Source organism: Pseudomonas sp. CAU 1711 (assembly GCF_039888625.1).
GTDB lineage: Bacteria > Pseudomonadota > Gammaproteobacteria > Pseudomonadales > Pseudomonadaceae > Aquipseudomonas.
In genome coordinates, this window is the sequence record NZ_JBDQQT010000010.1 from 149,586 (window position 1) to 175,235 (window position 25,650).

The 25,650-nt window shown below is 60.8% G+C and carries 26 protein-coding genes; 14 read left to right on the forward strand and 12 right to left on the reverse strand.

From position 1 onward, the window contains the following. Nucleotides 1–56: 56 nt before the first annotated feature. Nucleotides 57–1,136, forward strand: a complete 1,080-nt coding sequence (locus AAFN46_RS13230) for an acyltransferase (protein WP_347809164.1) — start codon at nt 57–59, stop codon at nt 1,134–1,136. A 20-nt stretch (nt 1,137–1,156) separates the two neighbouring features. On the opposite strand, the gene AAFN46_RS13235 is transcribed toward AAFN46_RS13230, so the two are convergent. The 6 genes from AAFN46_RS13235 to AAFN46_RS13260 all read right to left on the reverse strand — a co-directional run bounded on the left by AAFN46_RS13235 (nt 1,157) and on the right by AAFN46_RS13260 (nt 6,978). Continuing rightward, on the reverse strand, nt 1,157–2,290 hold the full coding sequence (locus AAFN46_RS13235) for a hypothetical protein (RefSeq protein ID WP_347809165.1): 1,134 nt from the start codon (nt 2,288–2,290) through the stop codon (nt 1,157–1,159). Between the two features lie 103 nt (nt 2,291–2,393). Then, nucleotides 2,394–3,419, reverse strand: a complete 1,026-nt coding sequence (locus AAFN46_RS13240) for an acyltransferase (RefSeq protein ID WP_347809166.1) — start codon at nt 3,417–3,419, stop codon at nt 2,394–2,396. 71 nt (nt 3,420–3,490) lie between these two features. Further along, nucleotides 3,491–4,498 (reverse strand): hypothetical protein, encoded by a 1,008-nt coding sequence (locus AAFN46_RS13245; protein ID WP_347809167.1) that lies wholly within the window; start codon nt 4,496–4,498, stop codon nt 3,491–3,493. Beyond that, entirely contained in the window at nt 4,495–5,232 is a 738-nt protein-coding gene (locus AAFN46_RS13250; RefSeq protein WP_347809168.1) for an SDR family oxidoreductase, read from the reverse strand. The genes AAFN46_RS13245 and AAFN46_RS13250 overlap by 4 nt, the downstream gene beginning before the upstream one ends. 4 nt (nt 5,233–5,236) lie before the next feature. Next, entirely contained in the window at nt 5,237–6,538 is a 1,302-nt protein-coding gene (locus tag AAFN46_RS13255) for an FAD-binding oxidoreductase (RefSeq protein ID WP_347809169.1), read from the reverse strand. Further along, nucleotides 6,538–6,978, reverse strand: a complete 441-nt coding sequence (locus tag AAFN46_RS13260) for a GtrA family protein (protein ID WP_347809170.1) — start codon at nt 6,976–6,978, stop codon at nt 6,538–6,540. The genes AAFN46_RS13255 and AAFN46_RS13260 overlap by 1 nt, the downstream gene beginning before the upstream one ends. On the opposite strand from AAFN46_RS13260, the gene AAFN46_RS13265 reads away from it, so the two are divergent. From AAFN46_RS13265 to AAFN46_RS13310, 10 genes are read left to right on the forward strand one after another with little or no spacing between them, the layout of a single operon-like run. Beyond that, entirely contained in the window at nt 6,973–7,860 is an 888-nt protein-coding gene (locus AAFN46_RS13265) for a decaprenyl-phosphate phosphoribosyltransferase (RefSeq protein WP_347809171.1), read from the forward strand. The two genes, AAFN46_RS13260 and AAFN46_RS13265, sit on opposite strands and share 6 nt — an antisense overlap. Then, nucleotides 7,857–8,300, forward strand: coding sequence for a divergent PAP2 family protein (locus AAFN46_RS13270; RefSeq protein WP_347809172.1), 444 nt, complete (start codon nt 7,857–7,859; stop codon nt 8,298–8,300). Before AAFN46_RS13265 ends, AAFN46_RS13270 begins: the two co-directional genes overlap by 4 nt. Next, entirely contained in the window at nt 8,297–9,199 is a 903-nt protein-coding gene (locus AAFN46_RS13275) for a GDP-mannose 4,6-dehydratase (protein ID WP_347809173.1), read from the forward strand. The genes AAFN46_RS13270 and AAFN46_RS13275 overlap by 4 nt, the downstream gene beginning before the upstream one ends. A gap of 2 nt (nt 9,200–9,201) precedes the next feature. Continuing rightward, nucleotides 9,202–10,173: a GDP-mannose 4,6-dehydratase gene (gmd, locus tag AAFN46_RS13280; protein WP_347809174.1), complete on the forward strand. Its 972-nt coding sequence runs from the start codon at nt 9,202–9,204 to the stop codon at nt 10,171–10,173. Nucleotides 10,174–10,178: 5 nt separating this feature from the next. Further along, on the forward strand, nt 10,179–11,618 hold the full coding sequence (locus AAFN46_RS13285) for a mannose-1-phosphate guanylyltransferase/mannose-6-phosphate isomerase (protein WP_347809175.1): 1,440 nt from the start codon (nt 10,179–10,181) through the stop codon (nt 11,616–11,618). Beyond that, on the forward strand, nt 11,618–12,415 hold the full coding sequence (locus AAFN46_RS13290) for an ABC transporter permease (RefSeq protein ID WP_347809176.1): 798 nt from the start codon (nt 11,618–11,620) through the stop codon (nt 12,413–12,415). The genes AAFN46_RS13285 and AAFN46_RS13290 overlap by 1 nt, the downstream gene beginning before the upstream one ends. Then, nucleotides 12,415–13,689: an ABC transporter ATP-binding protein gene (locus AAFN46_RS13295; RefSeq protein ID WP_347809177.1), complete on the forward strand. Its 1,275-nt coding sequence runs from the start codon at nt 12,415–12,417 to the stop codon at nt 13,687–13,689. Before AAFN46_RS13290 ends, AAFN46_RS13295 begins: the two co-directional genes overlap by 1 nt. Then, nucleotides 13,673–15,055: a glycosyltransferase family 1 protein gene (locus tag AAFN46_RS13300; RefSeq protein ID WP_347809178.1), complete on the forward strand. Its 1,383-nt coding sequence runs from the start codon at nt 13,673–13,675 to the stop codon at nt 15,053–15,055. Before AAFN46_RS13295 ends, AAFN46_RS13300 begins: the two co-directional genes overlap by 17 nt. Then, the gene (locus tag AAFN46_RS13305) at nt 15,039–16,169 is read left to right on the forward strand and encodes a glycosyltransferase family 1 protein (protein ID WP_347809179.1); all 1,131 of its coding nucleotides are present in this window, start codon (nt 15,039–15,041) and stop codon (nt 16,167–16,169) included. The genes AAFN46_RS13300 and AAFN46_RS13305 overlap by 17 nt, the downstream gene beginning before the upstream one ends. Beyond that, nucleotides 16,169–17,284 carry a glycosyltransferase family 4 protein gene (locus tag AAFN46_RS13310; RefSeq protein ID WP_347809180.1) on the forward strand — a complete coding sequence of 372 codons (1,116 nt, stop codon included), beginning with the start codon at nt 16,169–16,171 and terminating at the stop codon, nt 17,282–17,284. The genes AAFN46_RS13305 and AAFN46_RS13310 overlap by 1 nt, the downstream gene beginning before the upstream one ends. A 61-nt stretch (nt 17,285–17,345) precedes the next feature. On the opposite strand, the gene AAFN46_RS13315 is transcribed toward AAFN46_RS13310, so the two are convergent. From AAFN46_RS13315 to AAFN46_RS13330, 4 genes are all read right to left on the reverse strand, one after another. Then, nucleotides 17,346–18,794 (reverse strand): NAD(P)(+) transhydrogenase (Re/Si-specific) subunit beta, encoded by a 1,449-nt coding sequence (locus AAFN46_RS13315; RefSeq protein ID WP_347809181.1) that lies wholly within the window; start codon nt 18,792–18,794, stop codon nt 17,346–17,348. A 1-nt stretch (nt 18,795) separates the two neighbouring features. After that, nucleotides 18,796–19,110, reverse strand: a complete 315-nt coding sequence (locus tag AAFN46_RS13320) for an NAD(P) transhydrogenase subunit alpha (RefSeq protein WP_347809182.1) — start codon at nt 19,108–19,110, stop codon at nt 18,796–18,798. Between the two features lie 11 nt (nt 19,111–19,121). Further along, complete coding sequence (locus AAFN46_RS13325) at nt 19,122–20,243, reverse strand: Re/Si-specific NAD(P)(+) transhydrogenase subunit alpha (protein ID WP_347809183.1); 1,122 nt, start codon at nt 20,241–20,243, stop codon at nt 19,122–19,124. Nucleotides 20,244–20,630: 387 nt separating this feature from the next. Further along, entirely contained in the window at nt 20,631–21,155 is a 525-nt protein-coding gene (locus AAFN46_RS13330; RefSeq protein WP_347809184.1) for an Mpo1-like protein, read from the reverse strand. 82 nt (nt 21,156–21,237) lie between these two features. Here AAFN46_RS13330 and AAFN46_RS13335 point away from each other — a divergent pair, with 82 nt between their 5' ends. After that, complete coding sequence (locus AAFN46_RS13335) at nt 21,238–21,930, forward strand: Crp/Fnr family transcriptional regulator (RefSeq protein WP_347809185.1); 693 nt, start codon at nt 21,238–21,240, stop codon at nt 21,928–21,930. 2 nt (nt 21,931–21,932) lie between these two features. Here the strand turns inward: AAFN46_RS13335 and AAFN46_RS13340 are convergent, their stop codons facing one another. After that, the gene (locus AAFN46_RS13340) at nt 21,933–22,496 is read right to left on the reverse strand and encodes a TetR/AcrR family transcriptional regulator (RefSeq protein ID WP_347809186.1); all 564 of its coding nucleotides are present in this window, start codon (nt 22,494–22,496) and stop codon (nt 21,933–21,935) included. A gap of 80 nt (nt 22,497–22,576) precedes the next feature. On the opposite strand from AAFN46_RS13340, the gene AAFN46_RS13345 reads away from it, so the two are divergent. Beyond that, nucleotides 22,577–23,308, forward strand: coding sequence for an SDR family oxidoreductase (locus tag AAFN46_RS13345; protein ID WP_347809187.1), 732 nt, complete (start codon nt 22,577–22,579; stop codon nt 23,306–23,308). A 134-nt stretch (nt 23,309–23,442) separates the two neighbouring features. Further along, complete coding sequence (locus AAFN46_RS13350; protein ID WP_347809188.1) at nt 23,443–24,039, forward strand: 2-hydroxychromene-2-carboxylate isomerase; 597 nt, start codon at nt 23,443–23,445, stop codon at nt 24,037–24,039. Nucleotides 24,040–24,348: 309 nt separating this feature from the next. Here AAFN46_RS13350 and gabT read toward each other — a convergent pair whose 3' ends face one another. Next, complete coding sequence (gene gabT, locus AAFN46_RS13355; RefSeq protein ID WP_347809189.1) at nt 24,349–25,629, reverse strand: 4-aminobutyrate--2-oxoglutarate transaminase; 1,281 nt, start codon at nt 25,627–25,629, stop codon at nt 24,349–24,351. Between the last annotated feature and the right edge of the window lie 21 nt (nt 25,630–25,650).

Here is a 25,650-nt window from a genome sequence, read left to right on the forward strand (position 1 = left end):
CTGGCATCAATTCTCAAGCATAATTAATTCTATTTCGTTGTTTGGTGAGCTATTTAATGTCAAATTTAGCCGCAGATCAGCTAGCTTGTCGTGCAGATCAAGCGGGGCAGTATTTCCCTGCTCTAGATGGGCTGCGCGGCTTGATGGCGCTTGGAGTTATTTTTGCGCACGTAAAACTGTCCTGGTTTCCGGGTGCGCAAATTATGATGGATATATTTTTTGTTATCTCGGGGTTCTTAATTACTCTAATTCTGCTCAGAAATATAGAGCGGACCGGGCAGTTGCAGCTGTTCAAGTTCTTCAGCCGGCGCGTGCGGCGACTTTATCCGGCGCTCATGTTGGTGATAGTTGTTTATTTAATTGCTGCTGTATTTCTAGTTCATGACCTTGCTCCTGTATGGGAAGATGCTGTCAGAACATTGCTTTATTATTCCAACTGGACAAAGCTTAATGCGCATGTGTATCCGACATATTTTGAGCACACATGGTCTCTTTCAATAGAGGAGCAGTTTTATTTGTTGTGGCCGGCACTGTTGCTGGTGGTCTTGAAGTTAAGGCTGAGTCGGGTGAAAGTGTTGTTGCTGTTCGCTGGATTTATGGTTGTTGCTGTTGCGTGGCGTAATTTTTTGATTAATGAGGGTGTGGAGTGGTCTAGAGTTTACTATGGTTTGGATACGCGCATGGATGCATTTTTCATGGGGGGGATTTTGGCCCTGGCGTGGGATGCATGGGGTGAAGGGTGGCATCGTTCGCCTGTTTTTCTAAGGCTTATGCAAGCATCCGCGTTAGTGCTGTGTGCGCTTGTATTATTTTGTAAGCCTCGCGAAATTTACTATTTCGTTTGGCAGCAAAGTCTAGTCTTATTGCTTTCCAGCGCAACCATACTGGTGCTGATAGCCCCTACGAAAAATCGTTTGAAGTCGTTCTTGAGTTGTCGCCCGATACAGGGTATTGGCTTGATGTGCTATGGAATTTATTTGTGGCACTGGCCTTTGCTGTGGTTGCTGGTGGTTAAGTTCAATTTTTCGCCAATTATCAATCTGGCAATTGTTATGCCATCGACTCTGTTGTTGGCATATTTGACCTACCGATATGTTGAGTTGCCTATACTATCAAGGCGGAGCCGGTATTTTTAAGCGATCACTGAGGTGGCAACTTATATAGCGGTCAGGCGCAAAAGAAGCATGAGGGATGCGCAGGTGCTGAGCAAGCAAAGCGTGCCGATGGCGGTATGCTTAATATTTTTGCTCATATCTAGCAGTGCGCCACCGAAGAATGCAACTGTAATATATGTCATGAAGAACATGTCTATATCTACGATCGGCCCTAGCTTGGGAATAGTGTAGATAAGATAAAACAGTGCCCAGCCCAAAATAAGAATGGCAAGGATTGATTTTTTGGTGAAAAAAACTACCTTTCTTATGTGGACGAAAATCCCGATAGCAAAAATGGCTATGGGGGCCAGGCCAAGACCATACGCCAGCATGCCGGATATTTCTTTTAAGTGCGCAACAGACCAAACGTAGCTGCTCTTAAAGAAAATTGAGGTCGCGTTTGCGGACATGCCACGATATGCCTCATAGACGGTGTTCTTCTCTCCGAAATTCATTTCTTGATAGAGACTGATAAAGTAGTCCGATAGATTGTTCGCCCAGAAAATCTTGAGCGTAATGACAAAGCCCAGAAATAGCGCGGCGAGAGTGCGCGCAACTACTGCCGTGCGGGCTCCCCACAAATAAACAAGCAACATGATGAAACTGACAGGGGCAAAGCCCAAGTATAAAAGCGGCAGGCTGCCAGCAATCAGGCCGATCGATAACTCTGATTTTTCTTCAAAATCCCCATCGAACGCCCAGCAGAGCAATGCTAGATAAACCCCGGCTATGAATGGGTAATATTCCAAGTAGCCGAAAGAAAACAATATCCAGATAGGGGTTGTTATGACTAGCAGCACGCGATACTTGCCAGGGTATGCCTGCAGTAGATAAATGGACATGCAAGCCATGACAACGATGCCGGCAATTCGTATGAAGTCTGAGTGATTGATAATAGTGTCTGGCAGCAGGATTAATAAGGGCGGAAATTGCCAAATGGCTGCATAGCCCATGCGAAGAGTCTCCATCCCTGCCAGATATTTTGTGGCGGGAAAGATCTCTCGATTGGCGAGGATCAAGGCCATCAACTTACCGTCGCCCAGTTCTGGAACAATAATGGTTTTAGTGAATATATTGACAGCAGCAGCTATGCCAAGAACTGCAACCATCCATTTGATGTGTATATTTCTGACCATTGTGGCAATCCGCGGGAAAGGTCTGTGCTGAAGATTTTGGTGCGTGGTTTCCGCTGTTTATCTAACACCACTCTTTAGGGTGTCGCCTGATTCGTGCGGAGCATCAGCATGTTATGCTGAGCTTCGTGATCAATCGCTTGCCTGCCGTCTCGACCCGGCGGTAAGTTATCGCGAAATAAGCCAGCAGGCCTCCGAGGTACAGTGGCGTTAGCTGTACATGGCTGAGGCTTAGGTGTACCAGTCCGCAATCTATCACCATCAAGATAATCAAGTGGTTCAGATAGATGGAATAAGAAATGGTTCCGAGCCACTGCAGCTTTGCTACTAACCAAGCCAGAATCCCTTGTTCCAGAGCGAGCTCCACGACTAGCGCGGTGAAGGCAATAGGGGCAAAAATATCTAGGAGGCTAAGATTTCCACTACGGGCGAAGAGCAGGGCTAATGCACTTATACAGATCACGCATTTAGCGAGAAGAAGTATCAGAGGTGGCCACTCTATCGTGCGAGCCAGCCGCCAACCGCGGTAGGCAATGATCCCCAACACGAAAGAGGACCAGCCGCGCAGCAGGCCGGAGTTGGCGATCTGAAAATAATTCTGGTAGGTGGTGTCAATATGGCCGGTCAGGTTGTAGATCACCGTTAAGCCGATAACGCTGATCAATAGTAGGGGCAGGCTGCTTGTGTTGCGGTGTATACAGCAGAAAAACAGTACATTCAACCAGAACTCCATGGAAATCGACCAGCTCGGCACGTTCCATGTCTGTCCGTGCGAATTCAGGCCTATGTTATGAGTCAAGGTGAGTTGTTGAAGAAGCGTGAATAAGGTGCCATCTGGATAGCGCGGAATATCCTTAACTAGCAATCTGTGCGCCAGCGTATAGCTGAGTAGGCCGAACAAATGCATCGGATAGAGCCTGGCAAAGCGGCTAAGAACAAACTTCCCGCTGCTAACCGGACTAGCCGCATAGAGGTAACGATGGGCCAGGATGAAGCCGCTGAGCACCAGAAAGAAGTCTACTGCAAGATAGCCGACAAAACTGAGTAGCCAATGAAGCAGCGCGACAGCGATAGCTGCCAGTCCACGAAGACCGTCAAAAGCCTTGAAGTAGGTTTTGTCTTGTATAGCCAAAGTGATTTAATGTCTTGTTTGTTTTAATGATAGGCCTGTGAAAGGCCATCGTCAGTCTCCGCTGGTACTGGTCATCCTCGCCTAGCGTTGGTAGGGTGGGCTTGGAATGACTGGCTGCTGAAAATAAGCATTCCGATGAGTAGCGCTAAAGCAATTGGCATAAAGGTTCTGAATTCTTCCACTCTCGAAATGAGGTAGTGGCCAGCTACAAATAGCGGGCAGACAATAGCGACGGCCTGGATGATGGGTGGCTGCTTTTGCCATGAGTGGAAAACACAAAGCATCGGCGCAAGCGAAACGAGGATGAAGGGGAAGCTCTGGGGGGAAAGGTCGAGAATCTGTTGGGTGTTGTAGGTATACTGCCAGAGTCCGCCCAAATATTCGCGTGGTGCTGAATAGTGTAGAGCGATTCCGCCGGCGATGGCGCTGATTACGCCCACAAGCACGCCGCTTTCCACCAAAGTCCGAATCGCTGGCCGGCGAGTGAGAATGCAAAATACGAAGTAGATAGGGACGATAAAGATGATAGTGGTTTTGACCGCTGCGCCCACGGCTGCGGTTAGCAGGAGCAGTGTAAAACGCCTGCTGTCTATCAGCAGAAAGCAAAGTGCGAAGACAAATATGTTGACTTCTTCGGCAGGTTGAATGTGCGCCAATGAAGACAGGTTGTAGAACATAAAGAATATCAGTAGCAAGGCCAGGGACTTTTCAGTTGAAACGAACCGAGCAGCAAGTATGAACATTGCTGTCCCGGAAAGTGCTAGAAAGGTAAAGCGCTCCAGTAGATAAGAGTGAAGGATGCTTAGGCCGAAGCTTTGATGTAATGCTTCGGGTATCAGGAACGATAGTATTCGCTGTTGCAGGGGAGATGGAGCCAAGCCGGCCATATTGGCATAATGCCAGGCATCCCATGCGTCAAAGATACCGCCAGCCACTTTGGCATACTCAACCATAGATAGAAAACTGAGCAAAAATGACAGCGCCACACCTAATGCTAGAGGGCGATAAGTCATTGTTTGTGTCGTATAAGCTGTGCTGTTTGGCAAGTGAAGTCCCATATTTTCGAACTGTGCGGTCACAGTGACAGCCTTTTGAAAAGTGTTTCGGGGATGTTTCTGATAATCGTCATGATCAGAGTCCAGAACCCCGGCGTATAAAGCACATCCCGTTTCTTCTCAAGGGCTTTCTCGATATCCGCGGCAACCTTTTCCGGCGTGGCCCACAGCGGGCCTTTGGGAAAAGCGGCGGTCATCGGAGTGTCGACGAAACCGGGTTTGATGGTCAGTACCTGCACGCCGCTCTTGTGCAGCCGGTTGCGCAGCCCTTGCAGGAAGATGCTCAGGGCGCCCTTGGCCGTGCCGTAGACGTAGTTGGATTGCCGCCCGCGGTCGCCGGCCACCGAGGCGATCACTGCGATGCTGCCGTGGCGCTGTTGCTCGAAGTGATTGGCCAGATGGGTGAGCAGGGAGATCACGCTGATTGCATTGGTGTTGAGTTCGGCAAGCGTCTTCTGGAAATCCGCCTCACAGGCCTTCTGGTCGCCGAGGGTGCCGTGAGCGATCAGGGTGGTGTCCAGCCCGCCCATTTCGGTCACTACTTTCCTGAGCAGCTCGGCATGGTTGGCAAAGTCGTTGGCGTCGAGGTCGCCCTGAAATACCTCGCCCGCCCCTCGCACCTTCAGGTCCGCGGCGAGCATTTGCCGGCGCTCCTGATTGCGGGCCAGTAAATATAGAGTGTGGCCCTGGGCCGCAAAACGCTGGGCCACGGCCTCGGCAATCGCCGAAGTGGCGCCGATGATGAGTATTTTCTGCATGGGATTAGTCCAGGCCGAGTCTACGGGATTGCAGGGATGCAAATTTATGCAGGGCGCCATAGCGCGCGCGCGTTTCCTGAAACCGTGTCCAGTGCGGGTAGCTGTGTTTGAATGTGGCTTCGCTCATGCGAGCATCCTTGCTGAGATAGAGGCGCCCGCCATAGGCCAGCACCATGGCGTCCAGTTCGCTGAGTAGCTCCAGCAGGTTGGTCTCGTATTTGAAGTCCAGGGCCAGGGTATAACCCTCGACAGGGAACGACAGCAGATTGTCATTGGCGGCACCGAACGCCTTGAGCACGGCGAGGAAGGAGCCGCGCCGGGACGCCGCAATGCGCTGCAGAATGGCGCGCATGCCTTCCAGGCCTGCTGCCTTGGGGATGACGAATTGATATTGCAGAAAGCCCCGTTTGCCATAGAGGCGATTCCACTGCCGAATGCTGTCCAGGGGATAGAAGAAGCTCTCGTAGCCGACTCGCTGTTGGGACTCGGTCTGGCGAATGCGCCTGTAGTACAGCTCGTTGAATGCCTGCACTGAATAGCGGTTCAGCAAGGTCGATGGCATGTCGAGCGGAATGCTTAGGGTCGGCTTTGGGGAAAGGGACAGCTCGCCATCACTGGCGTGTTCGCCAAGCATTAGTAGCGAGCGCCCCAGAGCCTTGCCGCTGGCCAGGCAGTCGATCCAGGCCACGGAATAGGTAGCGCTACCGTGGCTGTCGAACAGGGCCACGACCTCATCCAGATTGGCGGCTTTGTGTGTGGTCTGTGTGATGTACGCGCTTTCAATCCGCCTGAGGCGCAATCGAGCGCCGACAATCAGTCCCGTCAGGCCCATGCCGCCGCAGGTGGCGTGGAACAGGTCGGGCTGCTCGGTGCGCGAGCAGCGGGTGAGCTGCCCGTCGGCGAGCATGATCTCGATGCTGTCGACGCATTCGCTGAAGCAGCCGTGCAGATGGTGATTCTTGCCGTGCACATCGCTGGCAATGGCGCCGCCGATACTGACGAACTTGGTGCCTGGGGTGACTGGTAAAAACCAGCCGCGTGGAACAAACAGATTGAGCAGTTCACCGAGGCTGATGCCGGCATCGCAATCGAGCACTCCGCTGCTTTCATCGAAGCTGCGTAAGTGCCGGAGCTGTCTGGTGCCAACAATCTTCTCGGCCAGGGCGCTGTCGCCATAGCTGCGCCCCAGCCCGCGTGGAGCAAGGCTGGCAAGCTCTGCCAGGCTTTCCCGGGCGGCGCTAAGGGTTGTCGGTTCTATCAGGTCGGCATCGATGCACGGATAGCGACCCCAACCGCTGAGGCGCATCAGGCGATTCCTTGTGTACGGAAAACGAAACGTTTGTCCAGTTCGTATTTGGTCAGGTAACCGATGGCCAGGCCGATGGTGCCGCCGAGGTAGCGCAGTTCGGCGGACTGGAAGATGAAGTGAAAGGCCAGTTCGGTGCCCCAGAAAATGGCCGTGGTGAGCACCCCCATCAGGCTGTAAAGCAGGAAGGTATGTCCATCATGGGCGACGTTCTCCGCTTTAAAGCGAAAGATGTAGCGCTTATCGAGAACATATTTAACAATCAGCCCGGCTCCGGTGCCGATCAGCATGGACAGGACGATGCTGGCGAAGCCGGAGTAGAGCCAAATCGATAGCGCCTGCGCAGAAATATTGATTGCCGTCGCGATCCCTGCCAGTAGTGCGTAGATAGCCGCAAGTTTCATATTAATTCTAAATGTCATGAGGCCGAAGGCATGCATGTTACCGCAGTGCTACGTTCCCCTCTAGCGCTCGCCGGAGGGTTGTTGACCCTGGCGCGGCCGCGCCAGTGGGTGAAGAACGTGTTCGTCATAGCTCCCCTGATTTTTGCCGGGGAATTTCTCAATCTTGCTTCGATTGAGAAGGCGCTGCTGGCCACGCTGATTTTCTGCATCGCCTCTTCTGCTACCTATATCGTCAACGATCTGCACGATATCGAGCGCGATCGTCGCCATCCGCTCAAGTCGAAAAAGCGTCCGCTGGCGTCCGGCCAGGTCGGCGTGCCATCGGCCGTGGCACTGCTTCTGGTGCTCTATGGCCTGCTGGGCATTGCCTGGTTGTTGCTGCCGGCCGTGGTGCATGTGGTGCTGGGCTATATGTTGCTCAATTTGGCCTACACCTTTGTGCTCAAGCATCAGCCGGTCATCGATATCTTTACCATCGCCATGGGCTTCGTCCTGCGCGTCTATGCCGGCGCCACGGCCCTTGCGGTGCCGGTTTCATCCTGGATGTTCGTGACGACCCTGTGCCTGGCGCTCTATCTTGCCGCGGTGAAGCGGCGTCAGGAGCTGGCCAGCAATGGAGCGGAAAGCCGCGAGGTGCTGCAGCATTACACGCCGCAGCTGATCGATCGGTATGCCGAAATGGCGGCTACCGGCGCGCTGTTGTTCTACAGCCTGTTTGTCATGACCGCGCGCCCGGAAATGGTCATGACCATTCCCCTGGTGCTGTATGGCTTGTATCGCTATTGGTTCATCGTCGAGGCAAAAGAGGCGGGCGAATCGCCTACCGATGCTCTGCTGAGCGATTGGCAGCTGCTGATCACCGTGCTGCTCTGGGGCGGGTTGAGTGCCTATGCCATTTGGCCCGGCGGTACCGCATGAAGATGGATTTCGCCTTTCTGGTTACGCCCTTTTGTGCATGGCTGTGTGCGGGGTGCATCAAGTTCGTCATCAATACCCTGCGGGCCAGACGTCTGGCATTCGATCTGATCGGTTACGGCGGAATGCCAAGCAACCACAGCGCCATAGTGGCCAGTATGGTCGCCTTGATTGCGCTGCGGGAAGGCATTGCCGAACCGGCCTTCGGGGTTGCGATTACGTTGGCCTTTATCGTGTTGCTGGATGCCAATAGCCTGCGGCGCCAGGTTGGCCTACATGCCCAGGCGATTAACGAGGTCCGGGCTACCGGCAAGCCGCTGCGCGAGCGTATGGGTCACAGTCGCCCGGAAATCCTGGCGGGGTTGGCCGTGGGGGCTGTAGTTGCATGGCTGGTTGATCAGGTCGGGCCATGGATCAGTCATGTGATGAGGGCGCTTTCATGAAGACCCTATTGGCTACCGGGCTCAGCGGCTTTGTCGGTGGGCATTTGCAAAAAGCGATAGCGGGTAGCGAGGGCTGGCAGTTGCTGGCGGCGCAGCCGCACAATCTGCTCGATCCTGCTTCTCTGGATGCCTGGCTGCGGACGGGGGTGCCGGATGCGGTGATCCACCTGGCCGGGCAGACCTTCGTGCCAGCGGCCTTCAAGGACCCTGCGCATACGCTACAGGTCAACCTGCTCGGCACCTTGAACCTGCTTCAGGCTCTCAAGCGTGCGGGTTTCAGTGGCACCTTCCTGTTCGTCAGCTCGGGTGATGTCTATGGCCAGGTCGCCGAGACCGCCTTGCCGATTACCGAGGGTTTGGCGCCTAAGCCGCGCAACCCTTACGCGGTGAGCAAGGTCGCCGCGGAATTGCTGTGCCAGCAGTGGGGCTACAGCGAAGGCTGGCGCATATTGATTGCCCGCCCGTTCAACCATGTTGGACCCGGGCAGGCGGCAAGTTTCGTGGTTGCCAACATGGCGCAGCAGATCGTAGGTGCTCGCGCGGAGGGGCAACGACTTACCCTGGAGGTTGGCGATATCGACGTCAGCCGGGACTTTCTCGATGTGCGGGATGTGATTTCTGCTTACTTAGCTCTGTTGGAGCGCGGGCGAAGCGGCGAAATCTACAACCTGTGCTCGGGAGTGGAGCGCACGGTTCGCGACTTGATCATGCAGATGGCCACGTTGGCGGGGGTGAGCGTCGAGCTCGTTCAAGACCCTGCGCGGCTGCGGCCGGCAGATCAGCGCCGAGTCGTCGGTAGTGCCGAGAAACTACAAAAAGACACCGGTTGGAAGCCCGGAATTTCAATCACGGAGACCCTGCAGAGCGTGCTCTCTGACTGGGAAGCAAGAGAACTATAAAGATGCCCAAAGTTGCTTTGATTACCGGCCTGACCGGCCAAGATGGCGCGTATCTGGCCAACCTGTTACTGGAAAAAGATTACGAGGTGCATGGCCTGGTGGCGCGGCGTAGCTCGGATACCCGCTGGCGTTTGCGTGAGTTGGGGATCGAGGAGCGGATTCGCTACATCGAGGGCGACTTGGCCGATGCGTGCTCCATTCAACGTGCGGTGATCAAGGCCAAGCCGCAGGAAATCTACAACCTCGGCGCCCAGAGTTTTGTCGGCAGTTCCTGGGATCAGCCGGTCACCACCGCTACCGTTGACGGCCTGGGGGTGACTCATCTGCTGGAGGCCATACGCCAGTTCAGCCCGGAGACCCGGTTCTATCAGGCGTCGACCAGTGAAATGTTCGGTCTGATCCAGGCCGAGCGCCAGGACGAGAACACCCCCTTCTATCCGCGCAGCCCCTATGGGGTGGCCAAGCTGTATGGCCACTGGATTACCGTGAACTACCGCGAGAGCTTCGGTCTGCACGCCTCCAGCGGCATCCTGTTCAACCACGAGTCGCCGCTGCGCGGGATCGAGTTCGTTACCCGCAAGGTCACCGATGCGGTCGCGCGGATCAAGCTTGGCAAACAGCGCGAGCTGCGCCTGGGCAATATCGACGCCAAGCGCGACTGGGGCTTCGCCGGCGACTACGTCGAGGCCATGTGGCTGATGCTGCAGCAGGAACGGGCCGACGACTATGTGGTGGCCACCGGTGTCACCACCACGGTGCGCGACATGTGCAAGCTGGCCTTCGAGCATGTCGGCCTCAATTATGAGGACCATGTGGTCATCGATCCGCAGTTTTTCCGCCCCGCCGAAGTCGATATTCTGCTGGGCAACCCGGCCAAGGCAGAGCGCCAATTGGGCTGGAGGCCCAAGACCAGTCTCAGCGATCTTATTCAGATGATGGTTGACGCTGATCTGCGCCGCGTCGCCAAGGAGTAAGGCACATGATCATTCCCGTCATTCTTTCCGGCGGCGCCGGCACCCGATTGTGGCCGGCCTCACGCGAGGATCACCCCAAACCCTTCATGCGCCTGCCGGATGGCCAGTCGCTGCTGATGAAGACGTACTCTCGCGCTGCCGGGCTGCTTGGCACCGGTGGCGAGATCGTTACCGTGACCAACCGCGAGCATTATTTCGAGAGCCGGGATCACTTTGCCGAGGCCAAGCTGGCGGGATGTCGAGCGCGTTTCCTACTCGAGCCACAGGGGCGTAACACGGCGCCGGCCCTGGCGGCTGCCGCCCTGGCCTTGGCGGCCGAGCACGGTGATGAGGCGGTGCTGGTGGTGATGGCTGCGGATCACCTGATTCATGACCTTGCGGGTTTCAAGGCTGCGACCGAGCATGCGGTACAACTGGCCGAGCAAGGTTATCTGGTGACCTATGGAGTGCGCCCGACCACTCCGGAGACCGGCTTCGGCTATATCGAGGCCGGGGCCGCGCTGGATGAGTTGGGGGGTTGTCAGGTGCAGCGCTTTGTCGAGAAACCGGACAGCGCGACGGCCCAGGAGTACCTCGACAGTGGTCGCTTCCTGTGGAATTCGGGCATGTTCTGTTTCACCGCCGCCAGCCTTATCCGCGAGTTTCAGGCCCATGCTCCCGACCTGTTGGAGCAGGCGCGCGCGTGCGTCGAGAACAGCCCCCTACAGACCAATGCCAGTGGGCTGATGCAGGAGCTGCAGGCGGCCAGTTTTGCGGCAATGCCGGATATCTCCATCGACTATGCCGTGATGGAGCGCTCCGTGCGTGTAGCGATGGTGCCGGCGCAATTCGACTGGAGCGACATCGGTTCGTGGAAGGCTCTGCGTGAGCTGGTGACGGCGGATGCCGATGGCAACCGCGCGCAAGGCGATGCGATGTTCATCGATAGCCGCAATACCTACGTGCAGAGCCAGGGCCGCCTGGTTGCCACGGTGGGGGTCGACGATCTGATCGTGGTCGACACGGCGGATGCCGTGCTAGTGGCCCATGCCGATCATGCCCAGGACGTGCGTCAGGTGGCCAAGCGCCTGAAACTGGAGAACCACGAGGCATATCGTCTGCACCGCACGGTGTCACGCCCCTGGGGGACCTACACGGTGCTTGAGCAGGGGCCGCGCTTCAAGATCAAGCGCATTGTGGTGAAGCCTGGAGCGGCCTTGTCGTTGCAAATGCATCACCATCGCAGCGAGCACTGGATCGTCGTGCAGGGGATGGCCAAGGTGGTCAACGGTGGCGAGCCGCGGCTGGTAAACAGCAACGAGTCGACCTTTATCCCCGCCGGTCACAAGCACCGCCTGGAGAACCCCGGGGTGATTGATCTGGTGATGATCGAGGTGCAGAGCGGCGAGTACCTGGGCGAGGATGACATCGTCCGCTTCGAAGACCAGTACGGCAGGGTGCACTGATGGCGTTAGCTATGGCTCGCGCGGTATGGAGCTATCGCGGCTTCGTGCTGGGCAGCGTGCAGCGTGAATTTCAGACGCGCTATCGTAACTCTCTTTTCGGCGCGGCGTGGACGATCCTCAATCCATTGTCGATGATCATCGTCTACACGGTGATCTTCTCCCAGCTGATGCAGGCCCGCCTGCCCGGCGTGGAGAACGGCTTGGCCTATGGCATCTATCTGTGCTCCGGCATTCTGGCCTGGGGGTTCTTCGCCGAGGTTATCGGGCGCAGCCAGTCGGTTTTTCTGGAGCATGCCAACCTTATCAAGAAGCTCAGCTTTCCGCGTATCTGCCTGCCCCTGATCGTGGTGCTGAATGCGAGCCTGAACTTCGCCATCATCTTTGCGCTATTTCTCGGTTTCCTGCTGGTAACGCAGAACTTCCCGGGTTGGGCGGTGCTGGGGGTGATCCCTGTGTTGCTGATCCAGATCGCGTTTTCCATCGGTCTGGGCATTCTGTTAGGCGTGCTCAACGTGTTCTTCCGTGACGTCGGGCAGTTTGTCGGCATCTTTCTGCAGTTTTGGTTCTGGCTTACGCCGATCGTCTATCCGGCGTCGATTCTGCCCGAGGGCATCCGTCCACTGATTCACGCGAATCCCATGGTGCCGCTGATTTCCGCCTACCAGGGCATTTTCGTATATGGCCAGTGGCCGCTGTGGTCGGCACTCTGGCCGCCCGCGCTGCTGGCCGGCGTGCTCTGTCTGTTGGCGATGCGGCTCTTCCGCAAGCGTTCCGGTGAAATGGTGGATGAACTCTGATGGGTAGCATTCAGGTTGTCCAGTTGGGCAAGGCCTACAAGCAATACCCCAGCCGTTGGGCGCGCCTGGCCGAGTGGCTGATTCCCTTCTCCAGCCCACGCCACCGCTTGAAGTGGGTGCTGCAGGACATCTCGTTTAACGTCAACCCTGGGGAGGCATTGGGCATCATCGGGGTCAACGGTGCGGGCAAGAGCACGCTGCTGAAGATGATTACCGGCACAACGCAGCCGAGTAGCGGGCAGATCCATATACAAGGGCGCGTGGCGGCACTGCTTGAGCTGGGCATGGGTTTCCACCCGGATTTCAGTGGCCGGCAGAATGTGCTCATGGCCGGCCAACTGCTGGGCTTGAGCATGGAGGAGCTGCAGGCACTGATGCCCGAGATCGAGGCATTCGCCGAGATCGGACCCTACATGGATCAGCCGGTGCGCACCTATTCCAGTGGCATGCAGATGCGCCTGGCATTCAGCGTGGCGACCGCGCGCCGTCCGGATGTGCTGATCGTCGATGAGGCGTTGTCGGTGGGCGATGCCTATTTTCAGCACAAGAGCTTCGATCGCATCCGCGAGTTCCGCAAGGCAGGCACCACGCTGCTGATTGTTTCGCATGACCGCCAGGCTATTCAAAACCTGTGCGACCGGGCGATCCTGCTGGCCCATGGGCGTCTGGCCCTGGAGGGCGCCCCCGAGGAAGTGATGGATTTCTATAGCGCCATGCTGGCCGAGAAGGAGCAGCAGACGGTACGCCAGGAGCGGCTGGACAATGGCAAGATCCGCACTATTTCCGGCACCGGCGAAGCGGGCTTCGTCGATATCGCCTTGCTCAATGCCCAGGGGCAGCGGGTGGAGGTGCTGGAGGTCGGCAGCCAGGCCACGCTGGAGGTGACGGTCGAAGTGCGTGCGCCGATCACTCGCCTAGTGCTTGGGTTCATGATCAAGGATCGCATGGGGCAGGCGATCTACGGCATTAATACCCATCGCCTGAATCGCGAGCTGGAAAATCTCTCAGCAGGCGAGCGCATCATCTACCGTTTCGACTTTCCGGCGAACCTGGGCAAGGGCAACTATTCGATTGCCTTGTCCCTGTCGCGTTTCGACTCGCACCTGGACACCAATTACGAGTGGCGCGATTTCGCCCTGGTATTCCATGTGATCAACATCAACAAGCCAGACTTCGTCGGCTGTGCCTCGCTGGATGCGGCTCTCAGCATTCAACGCCTGCCGCAGCCGGTCTGCACTCCCATTTCGCGAGAGCCTCATGCGTTTTCTCATTGAATGCACTTATGTTTACGAGCATCCCCAGGACAACTCGGGGATTCAGCGGGTGGTGCGCAATATCGTTCGTGAGCTTGGCGCGGCGCAGCCAGAGGTCGAGTGCGTGCCGGTGATGATGAACGGTGGCCAGTTATATCGCGTGCTGAGCTTGGCACCGTTGACGGTAGACCGTGGCGCGACCCGGAGACAGGCGCTCATCGTCAGGCTTGATCATCTGCGCAACCGCTACTGGTGGTGGCATTCTCGACTGGAGCGGCTATGGCCGTTCCGGCGCTCGCCCCTGGCGCGGCGGCTGCTCTACTGGCCGTGCAAGTTGGCCAGCCTGGCTATCACCCTGCCCCTGCGGGGCCTGCTCTGGGCGAACCGCAACGCGCAACCGGCGCCTCAGCGTGCGGTGCCGCTACAGGCTCGGGCGGGCGACCAGCTGATATTGCTCGATTCGTCCTGGCATGATGATTTTTTCCCCCTGGCAGAAAAGCTCAAGCGGCAAGGCGTCGGTATTGTTTCGGTCATCTATGATCTGATCCCGCTGACACACCCGCAGTTCTGCGACGAGGGCTTGGTGAAGGTGTTCGATCGCTGGTTCGACTGGATCGCCGAGACGGCCGATGGTTTCATGGCCATCTCTCAGACCATCAGCCGGCAGGTTGCCACCGAGATTCAGCGGCGCCTGGGCGCGGAGGCGGCAGCCCGGCGCTGGCATGGCCATTTTCATCTCGGTTCGGAGCTGGATCTGCAGCACAAGGATGCGCGTCTGGACGCCGACCTGCAGCGCATGTTCCGTGATCCGGCGCCCGTCTACCTGATGGTCAGTACCATCGAGCCGCGCAAGAACCATCGCTACTTGCTCGATGCCTTCGAGTTGCTGTGGGCGCAGGGCAGCGATGTCCGCCTGTGCATCATCGGCAAGATCGGCTGGAAGTGCGAGGAGCTGGTCGAGCGGATCAGGCAGCACCCGCAGCAGGGCAAGCGTCTGTTCATGTTCAACCGGATCAACGACAAGAGTCTCGAATATGCCTACGCCAAGGCCCGCGCACTGATCTTCCCATCTTATGTGGAGGGCTTTGGCCTGCCATTGGTGGAGGCCATGCAGCGCGGCCTGCCGGCCATGGCGAGCGATATCCCGGTCTTCCGCGAGGTGGGTGGCGACTACATGGCTTATTTTGATTTGGCCGAGCCGCAGAGCCTGGCCTCTCAGATTGCCCAGTTCGAGTGCACGGGCGAGTTCCCGGCGCAGCGACCATTGGGCGACTGGCGCTGGCTCGGTTGGCGCGAGGCCTGCCAGCAATTGATCGCCGGCACTCTCGCAGGGCTGCGGAGTGGCGCGCGGCAGCCGGACCATTCCGTGCATGCGAATCGCCTTTAACGCCTCGATCCTGCGCGCACCACGCACCGGCATCGGTCAGTACTTGGTCGAGTTGGTGCTCGCGCTGGCCATGGACTCGGAGTTTGAGGCCTGGTTGTTCAACGGCTGGGGTTGGCAGAATCGGCTGCCAGCCGCGGCGCTGCCCGGCTATTCGCGCTGGAGCGCACTGGTGAAGCGCGGGCTGCCCAATGCTTATGCCCTGCGCCGGATGGTTGAGCAGCGGCGTTTCAGCCAAAAGGCAGCACGTGCAGACCTATACCACGAGCCCAGCTTGTGGCCGTTGGAGTTCGACGGGCCGATGGTCATGACTCTGCACGACCTGACCCATGTTCATTATCCGCACACGCAGCCGGCCGACCGCCTGGCCGCTATCGAGCGCTATGCGGCGCGCGGGGTCGAGCGGGCGCAGCGCATCATGGTCGATTCGCGCTTCATTGGCGATGAACTGTGTCATCACTATGGCGTGCCGGCTGAAAGGGTCGTGGTCGCTCCCCTAGGCTGCGCGGCGCGCTTCCATCCGCGTTCGCCCGAGCGGCTGGCCGGGCGCCTAGCTGCGCTGGGCCTGCAGCCGGGGCGCTACCTGCTGTGCGTCGGCACGCTGGAGCCGCGCAAGAACCTGCAGCTAGCCCTGCGCGCCCATGCGCGCTTGCCAGCGGCGATGCGTGAGCGTTATCCGCTGGTCCTGATCGGGATGCCTGGTTGGAGGACGGAGCAGTTGGAGGGCCCCATGCGGCGTGCCATGGCCGGCGGACAGGTACGACTGCTCGGTTACCAGGACGACGATTGTCTGGCCGAGCTGTACGCAGGGGCCCACCTATTGCTGTTTCCCTCGTTGTACGAGGGCTTTGGCTTGCCGGTACTTGAGGCCATGGCCAGCGGCACGCCGGTGATTCTTAGCCGGAGCTCTGCACTACCGGAGGTGGCGGGGGGCGCCGCACTGTACATCGACCCGCAGGATGACGTGGGATGCGCTGCGGCAATCGGGGCGCTGATTGAGGATCGGGCACAATGGGCGGCACTGCGCGATGCCGGACTGGTGCGAGCGCAAGACTTCAGCTGGGCGCGCTGTGCGCGCATCACTGCGGCAGTTTACCGAGAGATACTGGGGCACTGATGCGCGTACTGCACCTTTTTAAGACCTACCTGCCCGACTCCATGGGTGGTATCGAGCAAGTGATATACCAGCTATGCCAGAGCAGCCTGCCGCATGGAATCCATAGCGAAGTGCTGACCCTCAGCGACAACCCTATTCCCAGTGAGTTGAGAGTCGCCGATCACTGCGTGCACCGCGCCAAACTCGACTTGCAGATTGCCTCTACCGGGCTCTCCTACAGTGTGCTTAAGCGCTTCCGGCACCTGGCTGCGCAGGCTGACGTGATTCACTACCACTTTCCCTGGCCGTTCATGGACCTACTGCATTTTCTCGCCGGTGTGAAAAAGCCCGTGGTGGTTAGCTACCACTCCGACGTTGTCCGCCAGAAGTATCTGATGCGTCTCTACAGCCCGTTGATGCAGAGCTTCCTCAAGCGCGCCGATCGCATCGTCGCTGCCTCACCCAACTACTTGGCGACTAGCAAGGTGCTGCACCACTACCGGAACAAGACTGTGGTAGTCCCCTATGGCCTTGATCAGCGTAGCTATCCGGTGCCGCAGGCGGGTCGTCTGAATTACTGGCGTGAGCGCTGTGGTGGGCGATTCTTCCTGTTTGTCGGCGTCATGCGCTATTACAAAGGGCTGCATATCCTGCTGGAGGCTGTGCACGGTAGTGACTATCCGGTGATCATCGTCGGTGCCGGGCCATTGGAAGTGGAGCTCAAGGCGCAGGCCCGGCGGCTGGGGCTGCAGAGGGTTCAATTCCTCGGCCGCGTGAGTGACGAGGACAAGGTTGCGTTGCTGCAGCTATGCGCGGCCATCGTCTTTCCCTCCCACTTGCGTTCCGAAGCCTTCGGCATCTCGCTACTGGAGGGCGCCATGTTTGGCAAGCCGATGATTTCCTGCGAGATCGGTACCGGTACCAGCTATATCAATGTTCACAACGAAACCGGATTGGTGGTGCCGCCAAGCGATCCGCAGGCTTTCCGCGCGGCTATGGATAAGCTCTGGGATGACCCCGAGATGTGCGAGCGGATGGGCCGAAAGGCGCAGGAGCGCTATGGCCAGCTGTTTACCGCCGAGCGCATGGGGCGGCAGATGGCCCTTCTCTATCGGGAGCTGCTGACCAGGCACTGATCTTCATGGCATAAAAAACCCGGCACGCGGCCGGGTTTTTTATTGGCTTGGAGAAGGCGTCTTACTCGACCGCCTTCACCATGTCCTCGATCACCTTCTTGGCATCGCCGAACACCATCATGGTCTTGTCCATGTAGAACAGTTCGTTGTCCAGGCCGGCGTAGCCGCTGGCCATGGAGCGCTTGTTGACGATGATGGTCTTGGCTTTGTAGGCCTCGAGGATCGGCATGCCGGCGATCGGCGACTTCGGATCGTTCTTCGCCGCCGGGTTGACCACGTCGTTGGCGCCGAGCACCAGGACCACGTCGGTCTGACCGAACTCGGAGTTGATGTCTTCCATCTCGAACACCTGCTCGTAAGGCACTTCGGCCTCGGCCAGCAGGACGTTCATGTGGCCCGGCATGCGGCCGGCCACCGGGTGGATCGCGTACTTCACGGTCACGCCGCGGTGGGTCAGCTTCTCGGCCAGTTCCATCAGCGCGTGCTGGGCTCGGGCCACGGCCAGGCCGTAGCCCGGGACTATGACCACGGTGTCGGCGTTGGTCAGCAGGAAGGCGGCGTCGTCGGAGGAGCCCGACTTCACGTTACGCTCCTGCTGGGCGCCAGCCGGGCCGCCGGCGTCGGCATCGGCGCCGAAGCCGCCGAGGATGACGTTGAAGAACGAGCGGTTCATCGCCTTGCACATGATGTACGAGAGGATGGCACCGGACGAACCGACTAGCGAGCCGGCCACGATCAGCATCGAGTTGTTCAGCGAGAAGCCGATACCGGCGGCCGCCCAGCCCGAGTAGCTGTTGAGCATGGACACCACCACCGGCATGTCGGCGCCGCCGATCGGGATGATGATCAGCACGCCGATGACGAAGGCCAGCGCCACGACTATGGCGAAGGCGGTGATGTTGCCGGTGAATGTGAAGTACAGGCCCAAGGCCAGGATCGCCAGGCCGATGACCAGGTTGACCATGTGCTGGCCCTTGAACACCACCGGGGCGCCCTGGAACAGGCGGAACTTGTACTTGCCGGACAGCTTGCCGAAGGCGATCACCGAGCCGGAGAAGGTGATGGCACCGATGGCCGCGCCGAGGAACAGCTCCAGGCGGTTACCCGAGGGGATGGCGTCGCCGAGGTTGGCGACGATGCCCAGCGACTGCGGCTCTACTACCGCCGCAATGGCGATAAACACCGCGGCCAGGCCGATCATGCTGTGCATGAAGGCGACCAGTTCCGGCATCTTGGTCATTTCCACGCGCTTGGCCATGATCGAGCCGGCGGTGCCGCCGAGCAGCAGGCCGACCAGCACGTAACCCAGACCGGCAGCGGCGCCGCCCTCGGCCATTTCCGCGCCGAGTTTGAACACCAGGAAGATGGTGGTGACCACGGCGATGGCCATGCCGACCATGCCGAAGGCGTTGCCCTGGCGCGAGGAGGTCGGGTGGGACAGGCCCTTGAGTGCCTGGATGAAGCACACCGAGGCGACGAGGTAAAGCAGGGTGATCAGGTTCATGCTCATCTTATTTGCCCTCCGCCTTTGCCTTGGGCGCCTTCTTCTTGAACATTTCCAGCATGCGACGGGTGACCAGGAAGCCACCGAACACGTTGACCGCGGCCAGGGCCACGGCGGCGGTGCCCATGAGCTTGCCCAGCGGGGTCACGGTCAGGGCGGCGGCCAGCATGGCGCCGACGATGACGATGGCGGAAATGGCGTTGGTCACGGCCATCAGCGGGGTGTGCAGGGCCGGGGTGACGTTCCATACCACGTGGTAGCCCACGTAGATGGCCAGCACGAAGATGATCAGGTTGTAGATGCTGGGGGAGATCAGTTCCATCTCTCGACTCCTTAACCGTTCTTGCGCACGACTTCACCGCCGTTGCACATCAGGCAGGCGGCGACGATGTCGTCTTCGAGGTTGAGTTGGAACTGGCCTTCCTTGTCGATCACGAGCTTGAGGAAGTCCAGCAGGTTGCGCGCGTACAGGGCGGAGGCATCCGCCGCCACCAGCGCGGCCAGGTTGGTGTGGCCGACCAGGGTCACGCCATGCTTGACCACCACCTTGTCGGCCTCGGTCAGCGGGCAGTTGCCGCCCTGCGCGGCGGCCAGGTCGATGACCACGGAGCCCGGCTTCATCTCCTGCACGGTGGCTTCATGCAGCAGGGTGGGCGCCTTGCGGCCCGGAATCAGCGCGGTGGTGATGACGATGTCGGCCTGCTTGGCGCGCTCGTGCACGGCCTTGGCCTGGCGCTCCATCCAGGATTGCGGCATGGGGCGGGCATAGCCGCCGACGCCCTGGGCGCACTCGCGCTCCTCGTCGGTCTCGAACGGCACATCGACGAACTTGGCGCCGAGCGACTCGATCTGCTCCTTCACCGCCGGACGCACGTCCGAGGCTTCGATCACCGCACCCAGACGCTTGGCCGTGGCGATGGCCTGCAGGCCGGCGACACCGGCGCCGAGGATCAGCACGCGGGCGGCCTTCACGGTGCCGGCGGCGGTCATCAGCATGGGCATGAAGCGCGGATAGTGGTTGGCGGCGAGCATCACGGCCTTGTAGCCGGCGATGTTGGCCTGCGAACTCAGCACGTCCAGGCTCTGCGCACGGGAGGTGCGCGGCGCGGCCTCCAGGGCGAAGGCGGTGACGCCGCGGGCGTTCATGCGCGCGATGGTGTCGTTGCAGAACGGGTTGAGCATGCCGACCAGCACGGCGCCGGTCTTCATGTGGGCCAGTTCGGCTTCGGTCGGGGCGACCACTTTCAGCACCAGGTCGGCGCCGAAGGCGGACGACTCGTTGCCGATGGTCGCGCCGGCGGCTTCAAAGGCGCTGTCCGGGATGCTGGCGCTGATGCCGGCACCGGCCTGGACGGTCACCTGATGGCCCTGGCCAACCAGTTTCTTGACGGTCTCGGGCGTCGCGGCAACCCGCGTCTCCCCGGCGTGGGTCTCGAGAGGAACACCGATGTGCACTTCAAAATCTCCTGCGTGATCTTTTAGGTGAACCCAGGCACTACGCTGGCGCACGGGCAAAAGGGGATCAGCACATAGCCGCCCCGAAAGTGGGCGGGCGCGGCATTGTGCAGGCGATTGCCGGGGTCATCAAGAATTTCTGAAGTGGCACTGCGGGGTAACTACAAGTCACAGGGTGACCGATAATTCCTATAGTGCCCCGTAAAGCACCGCCATGCCTGGGATGCCGTTGGATTGCAGAGGGATACTGAGAAGGCGGGTCATCAAGGAGCTGAATAGCCGTTCGTCGGTCACGCAAGATGACCGGGGCGGTGTCGCAAAGTCGACAGATGGAGTCGTTCTTGTAGTCACTCCGGCGGCTGGACTACCGCGCCGCCGGAGGCCGGCTCAGACCAGGGCCTTGCCTGGGCGGATGCGGGTGGGGCCGGCACGTCGCTCGACGGCCTCCCGCACCTCCGGGCGCAGGCCGAGCAGGAAGCCCAGCTCGGCGACCACGAACAGCGGGCCGACCACCAGGCCCATCAGGTCGTCGACGAAGGCCGGCTTGCGCCCCTCGTAGTAGTGACCGATGAACTGGATGATCCAGCCGACCACGAACAGGCCGAGGCCGCCGCCGAGCCAGACCAGGGTGGACTGCTGGGCCAGCGCGGCGCCGGCCCACAGGCACAGGGCCAGCAGCGCGGCCATCAGCAGGCCGAAGCGCAGATCCAGGCGCAGGTAGAACAGGCCGGCGGCCAGTGCGGTGAGCGAGGCCGGCGACAGCCACAGGCCGGCGATGTCCCAGCCCGGGCGCGACAGGAGCACGGCGACGGCCACGACTATCATGGGGATGCCGATGAAGTGGCTGAAGATATTGCGCCGGTCGCGGTGGTACTCGGCGTACTGGCCGAGATGGTCGACGAGGGTCTTCATTGTTATGGTCCTCAGCGGGGCGGGTAACTGGCATCATCGCGCCAGCTCCCGCGTCACGACTGTCAGCTAGGCGACAAAGCCCATGTCCGAGACCCCATCCCGCTATCGCGCCCTGCTGGAGAGCGGTCAGTGGTTCAGCCACCTGCCTCCGGCCCTGCGCACGGCTCTGCTGGAGCAGGCGCGGCCGCTGCATCTGGAGCCCGGCCAGCGCCTGTTCCGCCGCGGCGATCCGCCCTGCGGCCTGTATGCCGTGCTGGAGGGCATGATGCGAGTCGGTGCGGTCGGTCGCGACGGCAAGGAGGCGCTGCTGACCCTGGTCGAGCCGCCCTACTGGTTCGGCGAGATCTCCCTGTTCGACGGCCAGCCGCGCACCCACGACGCCTATGCCGAGGGCACGACCCGCCTGCTGCAGGTGCCGCAGGCCGCGCTATTGGCGCTGCTCGCCGGCGAGCCCGGCTACTGGCGCGACTTCGCCCTGCTGATGAGCCAGAAGCTACGCCTGGCGTTTATCGCCCTGGAGGAGATGAGCCTGCTGCCGGCCGCGCCGCGCCTGGCCCGGCGCCTGCTGTTGATGGCCGAGGGGTATGGCGAGACCGGGCCACGGCGAGTGCTGCACCTGGCCCAGGAACAGCTGGCGCTGATGCTCGGCCTGTCGCGGCAGACCACCAACCAGATTCTCAAGGCGCTGGAGTCCGCCGCGGTGCTGCGCCTGACCTACGGCGAGATCGAGATTCTCGACCTCGACGCCCTGCGCAGGGCCGCCGAAGACGCCTGAGTTCAGGCCTGCGGCGGCTGCAGTGCGCGCGCCAGCAGCTGGCGGCTGGCATCCAGCACCTGCTCCTGGCGCTGCGGGCTGGCCAGCATGCGCGCCAGCAGCAGGGCGCCGACGCACTGGGCGAGGATCGCCCAGGCCAGTTGCGGATCGGCCAGCTCCTTGGCCCAGGCCTGCTGCAGGCGCTCCAGCCAGTGCTCGGCGTTCTCGCGCACGGCGAGGTCGGCGCGGGCGATCTCGGCGCCCAGGCTGGGCAAGGCGCAGCCGCTGTCCGGCTGCTCGACGTGCTGCATGCTCAGGTAGATGTCCAGGCAGCGTTGCAGCCGCTCGCGCCCGCCGTCGCCCTGGCCGAGCAGGGCGACGCTGTGGCTCAGCTCGCGCTCGACTATGGCGGCGAACAGCTCGTCCTTGGAGGCGAAGTGGCCGTAGAAGGCCCCGCCGGTCAGGCCGATGGCCTTCATCAGGCCGTCCACCCCGGTAGCGGAGAAGCCGCCGCGCTTGGCCAGCGCGCCACTGCTGGTGAGCAGCTTCTCGCGGGTCTGGGCCTTGTGTTCGGCGGAATAACGCATGACGGACTCCAGCTTGACGGATGTCGGGAGCTTAGCATAACGTCCGTTAACTAAATGATCGTTTATTAAAGGGCGAAGCCATGAATAACGACAGGAAAGTGGTGCTGGTGATAGGTGCGGGCGATGCCACCGGCGGCGCCATCGCCAAGCGCTTCGCCCGCGAGGGCTATGTGGCCTGCGTGACCCGGCGCAGCGCCGACAAGCTGCAGCCGCTGGTCGACGAGATCCGCGCCACGGGCGGCGAGGCCCATGGTTTCGCCTCCGATGCGCGCAAGGAAGAGGAGGTGGCGGCCCTGATCGAGCAGATCGAGAGCACGATCGGCCCGATCGAGGCCTTCGTCTTCAATATCGGCGCCAACGTGCCGTGCAGCATCCTCGACGAGACCGCGCGCAAGTACTTCAAGATCTGGGAGATGGCCTGCTTCGCCGCCTTCCTCAGCGCCCAGGCGGTGGCGCGGCGCATGGTCGGCCGCGGCCGCGGCACCATCCTGTTCACCGGCGCCACCGCCGGCCTGCGCGGCGCCGCCAACTTCGCCGCCTTCGCCGGCGCCAAGCACGGCGTCCGCGCCCTGGCGCAGAGCATGGCGCGCGAGCTGGGGCCGCGGAACATCCATGTCGCCCATGTGGTGGTGGACGGCGCCATCGATACCGCCTTTATTCGCGACAGTTTCCCGGAAATGTATGCGCGCAAGGAGCAGGACGGCATCCTCGACCCCGCCCATATCGCCGACAACTACTGGTTCCTGCATGCCCAGCCGCGCGATGCCTGGACCTTCGAACTGGACCTGCGTCCCTGGATGGAGCGCTGGTAAAGCTCTGTAGGGTGGATGGCCGTAACCATCCACCCTGGCGGACAAGCCTGCGGCGTTGTCCACCCTGCGACTCGCGCGGCCTAGCGCGCAGGGCCGCGAAACCCCGCCAGAACAATCATAAGAGAGAGCCTTTCATGAGCAAGACCGTCGAGTTCTATTTCGATTTCGGCAGCCCCGCCACCTATCTGGCCTGGACCCAGCTGCCGCGGCTCTGCGCCGAGACCGGCGCGGCCCTGGTGTACAAGCCGATGCTGCTCGGCGGGGTGTTCCAGGCCACCGGCAACGCCTCGCCGGTGACCATCCCGGCCAAGGGCCGCTTCATGCTCCAGGACCTGGCGCGCTTCGCCCGTCGCTACCGGGTGCCGATGCAGTTCAGCCCGCACTTCCCGATCAACACCCTGGCGCTGATGCGTGCCGCCGTGGCCGTGCAGCTGCGCATGCCGGAGCGCTTCGAAGCCTTCCTCAAGCTGATCTTCGAGGCCATGTGGGTCGAGGCACGCAACCTGGGCGATGCCGCCGTGCTGGGCGAAGTGCTGGCCGCTGGCGGCTTCGATGCCCAGCAACTGCTGGCGCTGACCGCCGAGCAGGAGATCAAGGACGCGCTCAAGGCGCTCACCGACGAGGCGGTCAAGCGCGGCGTGTTCGGCGCGCCGGCCATGTTCGTCGGCGACGAGCTGTTCTTCGGCCAGGACCGCCTGGACTTTGTGCGCGAGGCGCTGCAGGCGGGGTGAGGTCTTTTCTCACCCCCGCCCCAGCCCGCGAGGCGCTGCAGGGCTAGGTGCGAAGCGCTGATACCTGCCTTGGCGCTGCAAGCGGGCTACGCATGAATTTCACCAGGCAAAAAATGGCCGGGAGCCATTTTTGACGGCGCTTGCGACGGCCCGAAGGGTGGCCGCCAGGGATGGCGGGCCACAAAAAAAGACCCGCCAAAGGGCGGGTCGCAAGGGAGACGCCTGGCCTGGTGAGCCACAGGCGAATCGGGTGATGCCCCCATCGCTGGGGGCGTCACGCAGGACGGTGGCCCCGAGGGGCCGTGGCGCTTAGGCCAGCTCGTCGAAGCACTCGGCGATGATCGCCAGGCCCTTGTCCAGCTGGGCGTCCGGTGCGGTGACCGGCACCAGCACGCGCAGGACGTTGCCGTAGGTGCCGCAGGACAGCAGGATCAGGCCCTTCTCGCGGGCCTTGGCGACCACGGCGCCGGTCAGGGCGGCGTTCGGCTTGTGCAGGTCGCCGTTCTCGAACAGCTCCACCGCGATCATCGAGCCCAGGGCGCGCACGTCGCCGATGGACTTGTGCTTGGCCTGGATGGCCTTGAGGCCGGCGACCAGGCGCTCGCCCACGGCCTGGGAACGCTGCAGCAGCTTCTCTTCCTCGAACACTTCCATCACCGCCAGGGCCGCGGCGCAGGCGATCGGGCTGCCGGCATAGGTGCCGCCCAGGCCACCCGGGGCAATCGCGTCCATATATTCGGCCTTGCCGCACACACCGGCCAGCGGGAAGCCGCCGGCGATGGACTTGGCGAAGGTGGTCAGGTCGGCGGCGACGCCCATCTGCTCCATGGCGAAGAAGGTGCCGGTACGGCCGGCGCCGGTCTGCACTTCGTCGGCGATCAGCAGGATGCCGTGCTGGTCGCACAGGGCGCGCAGGCGCTGCATGAAGGCCTTCGGCGCGACGTAGAAGCCGCCTTCGCCCTGCACCGGCTCGATGATGATGGCGGCGATGTCGCGCGGCTCGGCATCATTCTTGAAGATGCGCTCGATGCTGGCGATGGAGTCGTCCACGCTGACGCCGTGCAGCTCGCAGGGGTACTGGGCGCGGTACACGCCACCCGGCATCAGGCCCATGCCGGCGGAGTAGGGATTGACCTTGCCGGTCAGGCTCAGGGTCATCATGGTGCGGCCGTGGTAGCCGCCGGTGAAGGCGATCACGCCGGCGCGGCCGGTGGCGGCACGGGCGATCTTCACCGCGTTCTCCACGGCCTCGGAGCCGGTGGTGACCAGCAGGGTCTTCTTGGCGAAGTCGCCCGGCACGCGCGCGGCGACCTTCTCGGCCACTTCCACGTAGGGCTCATAGGCCAGCACCTGGAAGCAGGTGTGGGTCAGCTTGGTCAGCTGCTCCTGCACGGCGGCGATGATCTTCGGGTGCAGGTGGCCGGTGTTGAGCACGGCGATGCCGCCGGCGAAGTCGATGAACTCGCGGCCCTCGACGTCGGTGACGGTGGCGTTCTCCGCCTTGGCGGCGAAGATCGGGTGGATCTGGCCCACGCCGCGCGGTACGGCGGCGGTGCGGCGTTGCATCAGGGATTCGTTGGTCTTGCTCATGGTTGTCCTCATAAGTCGCTC

What these genes read in the sequence shown, in the direction of transcription:
- AAFN46_RS13230 (WP_347809164.1), top strand. Translation starts at nt 57, where the DNA reads ATGTCAAATTTAGCCGCAGATCAGCTAGCTTGTCGTGCAGATCAAGCG.
- AAFN46_RS13235 (WP_347809165.1), bottom strand. Translation starts at nt 2,290, where the DNA reads ATGGTCAGAAATATACACATCAAATGGATGGTTGCAGTTCTTGGCATA.
- AAFN46_RS13250 (WP_347809168.1), bottom strand. Translation starts at nt 5,232, where the DNA reads ATGCAGAAAATACTCATCATCGGCGCCACTTCGGCGATTGCCGAGGCC.
- AAFN46_RS13255 (WP_347809169.1), bottom strand. Translation starts at nt 6,538, where the DNA reads ATGCGCCTCAGCGGTTGGGGTCGCTATCCGTGCATCGATGCCGACCTG.
- AAFN46_RS13265 (WP_347809171.1), top strand. Translation starts at nt 6,973, where the DNA reads ATGCATGTTACCGCAGTGCTACGTTCCCCTCTAGCGCTCGCCGGAGGG.
- AAFN46_RS13260 (WP_347809170.1), bottom strand. Translation starts at nt 6,978, where the DNA reads ATGCATGCCTTCGGCCTCATGACATTTAGAATTAATATGAAACTTGCG.
- AAFN46_RS13270 (WP_347809172.1), top strand. Translation starts at nt 7,857, where the DNA reads ATGAAGATGGATTTCGCCTTTCTGGTTACGCCCTTTTGTGCATGGCTG.
- AAFN46_RS13275 (WP_347809173.1), top strand. Translation starts at nt 8,297, where the DNA reads ATGAAGACCCTATTGGCTACCGGGCTCAGCGGCTTTGTCGGTGGGCAT.
- gmd (WP_347809174.1), top strand. Translation starts at nt 9,202, where the DNA reads ATGCCCAAAGTTGCTTTGATTACCGGCCTGACCGGCCAAGATGGCGCG.
- AAFN46_RS13285 (WP_347809175.1), top strand. Translation starts at nt 10,179, where the DNA reads ATGATCATTCCCGTCATTCTTTCCGGCGGCGCCGGCACCCGATTGTGG.
- AAFN46_RS13290 (WP_347809176.1), top strand. Translation starts at nt 11,618, where the DNA reads ATGGCGTTAGCTATGGCTCGCGCGGTATGGAGCTATCGCGGCTTCGTG.
- AAFN46_RS13295 (WP_347809177.1), top strand. Translation starts at nt 12,415, where the DNA reads ATGGGTAGCATTCAGGTTGTCCAGTTGGGCAAGGCCTACAAGCAATAC.
- AAFN46_RS13300 (WP_347809178.1), top strand. Translation starts at nt 13,673, where the DNA reads ATGCGTTTTCTCATTGAATGCACTTATGTTTACGAGCATCCCCAGGAC.
- AAFN46_RS13305 (WP_347809179.1), top strand. Translation starts at nt 15,039, where the DNA reads ATGCGAATCGCCTTTAACGCCTCGATCCTGCGCGCACCACGCACCGGC.
- AAFN46_RS13310 (WP_347809180.1), top strand. Translation starts at nt 16,169, where the DNA reads ATGCGCGTACTGCACCTTTTTAAGACCTACCTGCCCGACTCCATGGGT.
- AAFN46_RS13315 (WP_347809181.1), bottom strand. Translation starts at nt 18,794, where the DNA reads ATGAGCATGAACCTGATCACCCTGCTTTACCTCGTCGCCTCGGTGTGC.
- AAFN46_RS13320 (WP_347809182.1), bottom strand. Translation starts at nt 19,110, where the DNA reads ATGGAACTGATCTCCCCCAGCATCTACAACCTGATCATCTTCGTGCTG.
- AAFN46_RS13330 (WP_347809184.1), bottom strand. Translation starts at nt 21,155, where the DNA reads ATGAAGACCCTCGTCGACCATCTCGGCCAGTACGCCGAGTACCACCGC.
- AAFN46_RS13335 (WP_347809185.1), top strand. Translation starts at nt 21,238, where the DNA reads ATGTCCGAGACCCCATCCCGCTATCGCGCCCTGCTGGAGAGCGGTCAG.
- AAFN46_RS13340 (WP_347809186.1), bottom strand. Translation starts at nt 22,496, where the DNA reads ATGCGTTATTCCGCCGAACACAAGGCCCAGACCCGCGAGAAGCTGCTC.
- AAFN46_RS13345 (WP_347809187.1), top strand. Translation starts at nt 22,577, where the DNA reads ATGAATAACGACAGGAAAGTGGTGCTGGTGATAGGTGCGGGCGATGCC.
- AAFN46_RS13350 (WP_347809188.1), top strand. Translation starts at nt 23,443, where the DNA reads ATGAGCAAGACCGTCGAGTTCTATTTCGATTTCGGCAGCCCCGCCACC.
- gabT (WP_347809189.1), bottom strand. Translation starts at nt 25,629, where the DNA reads ATGAGCAAGACCAACGAATCCCTGATGCAACGCCGCACCGCCGCCGTA.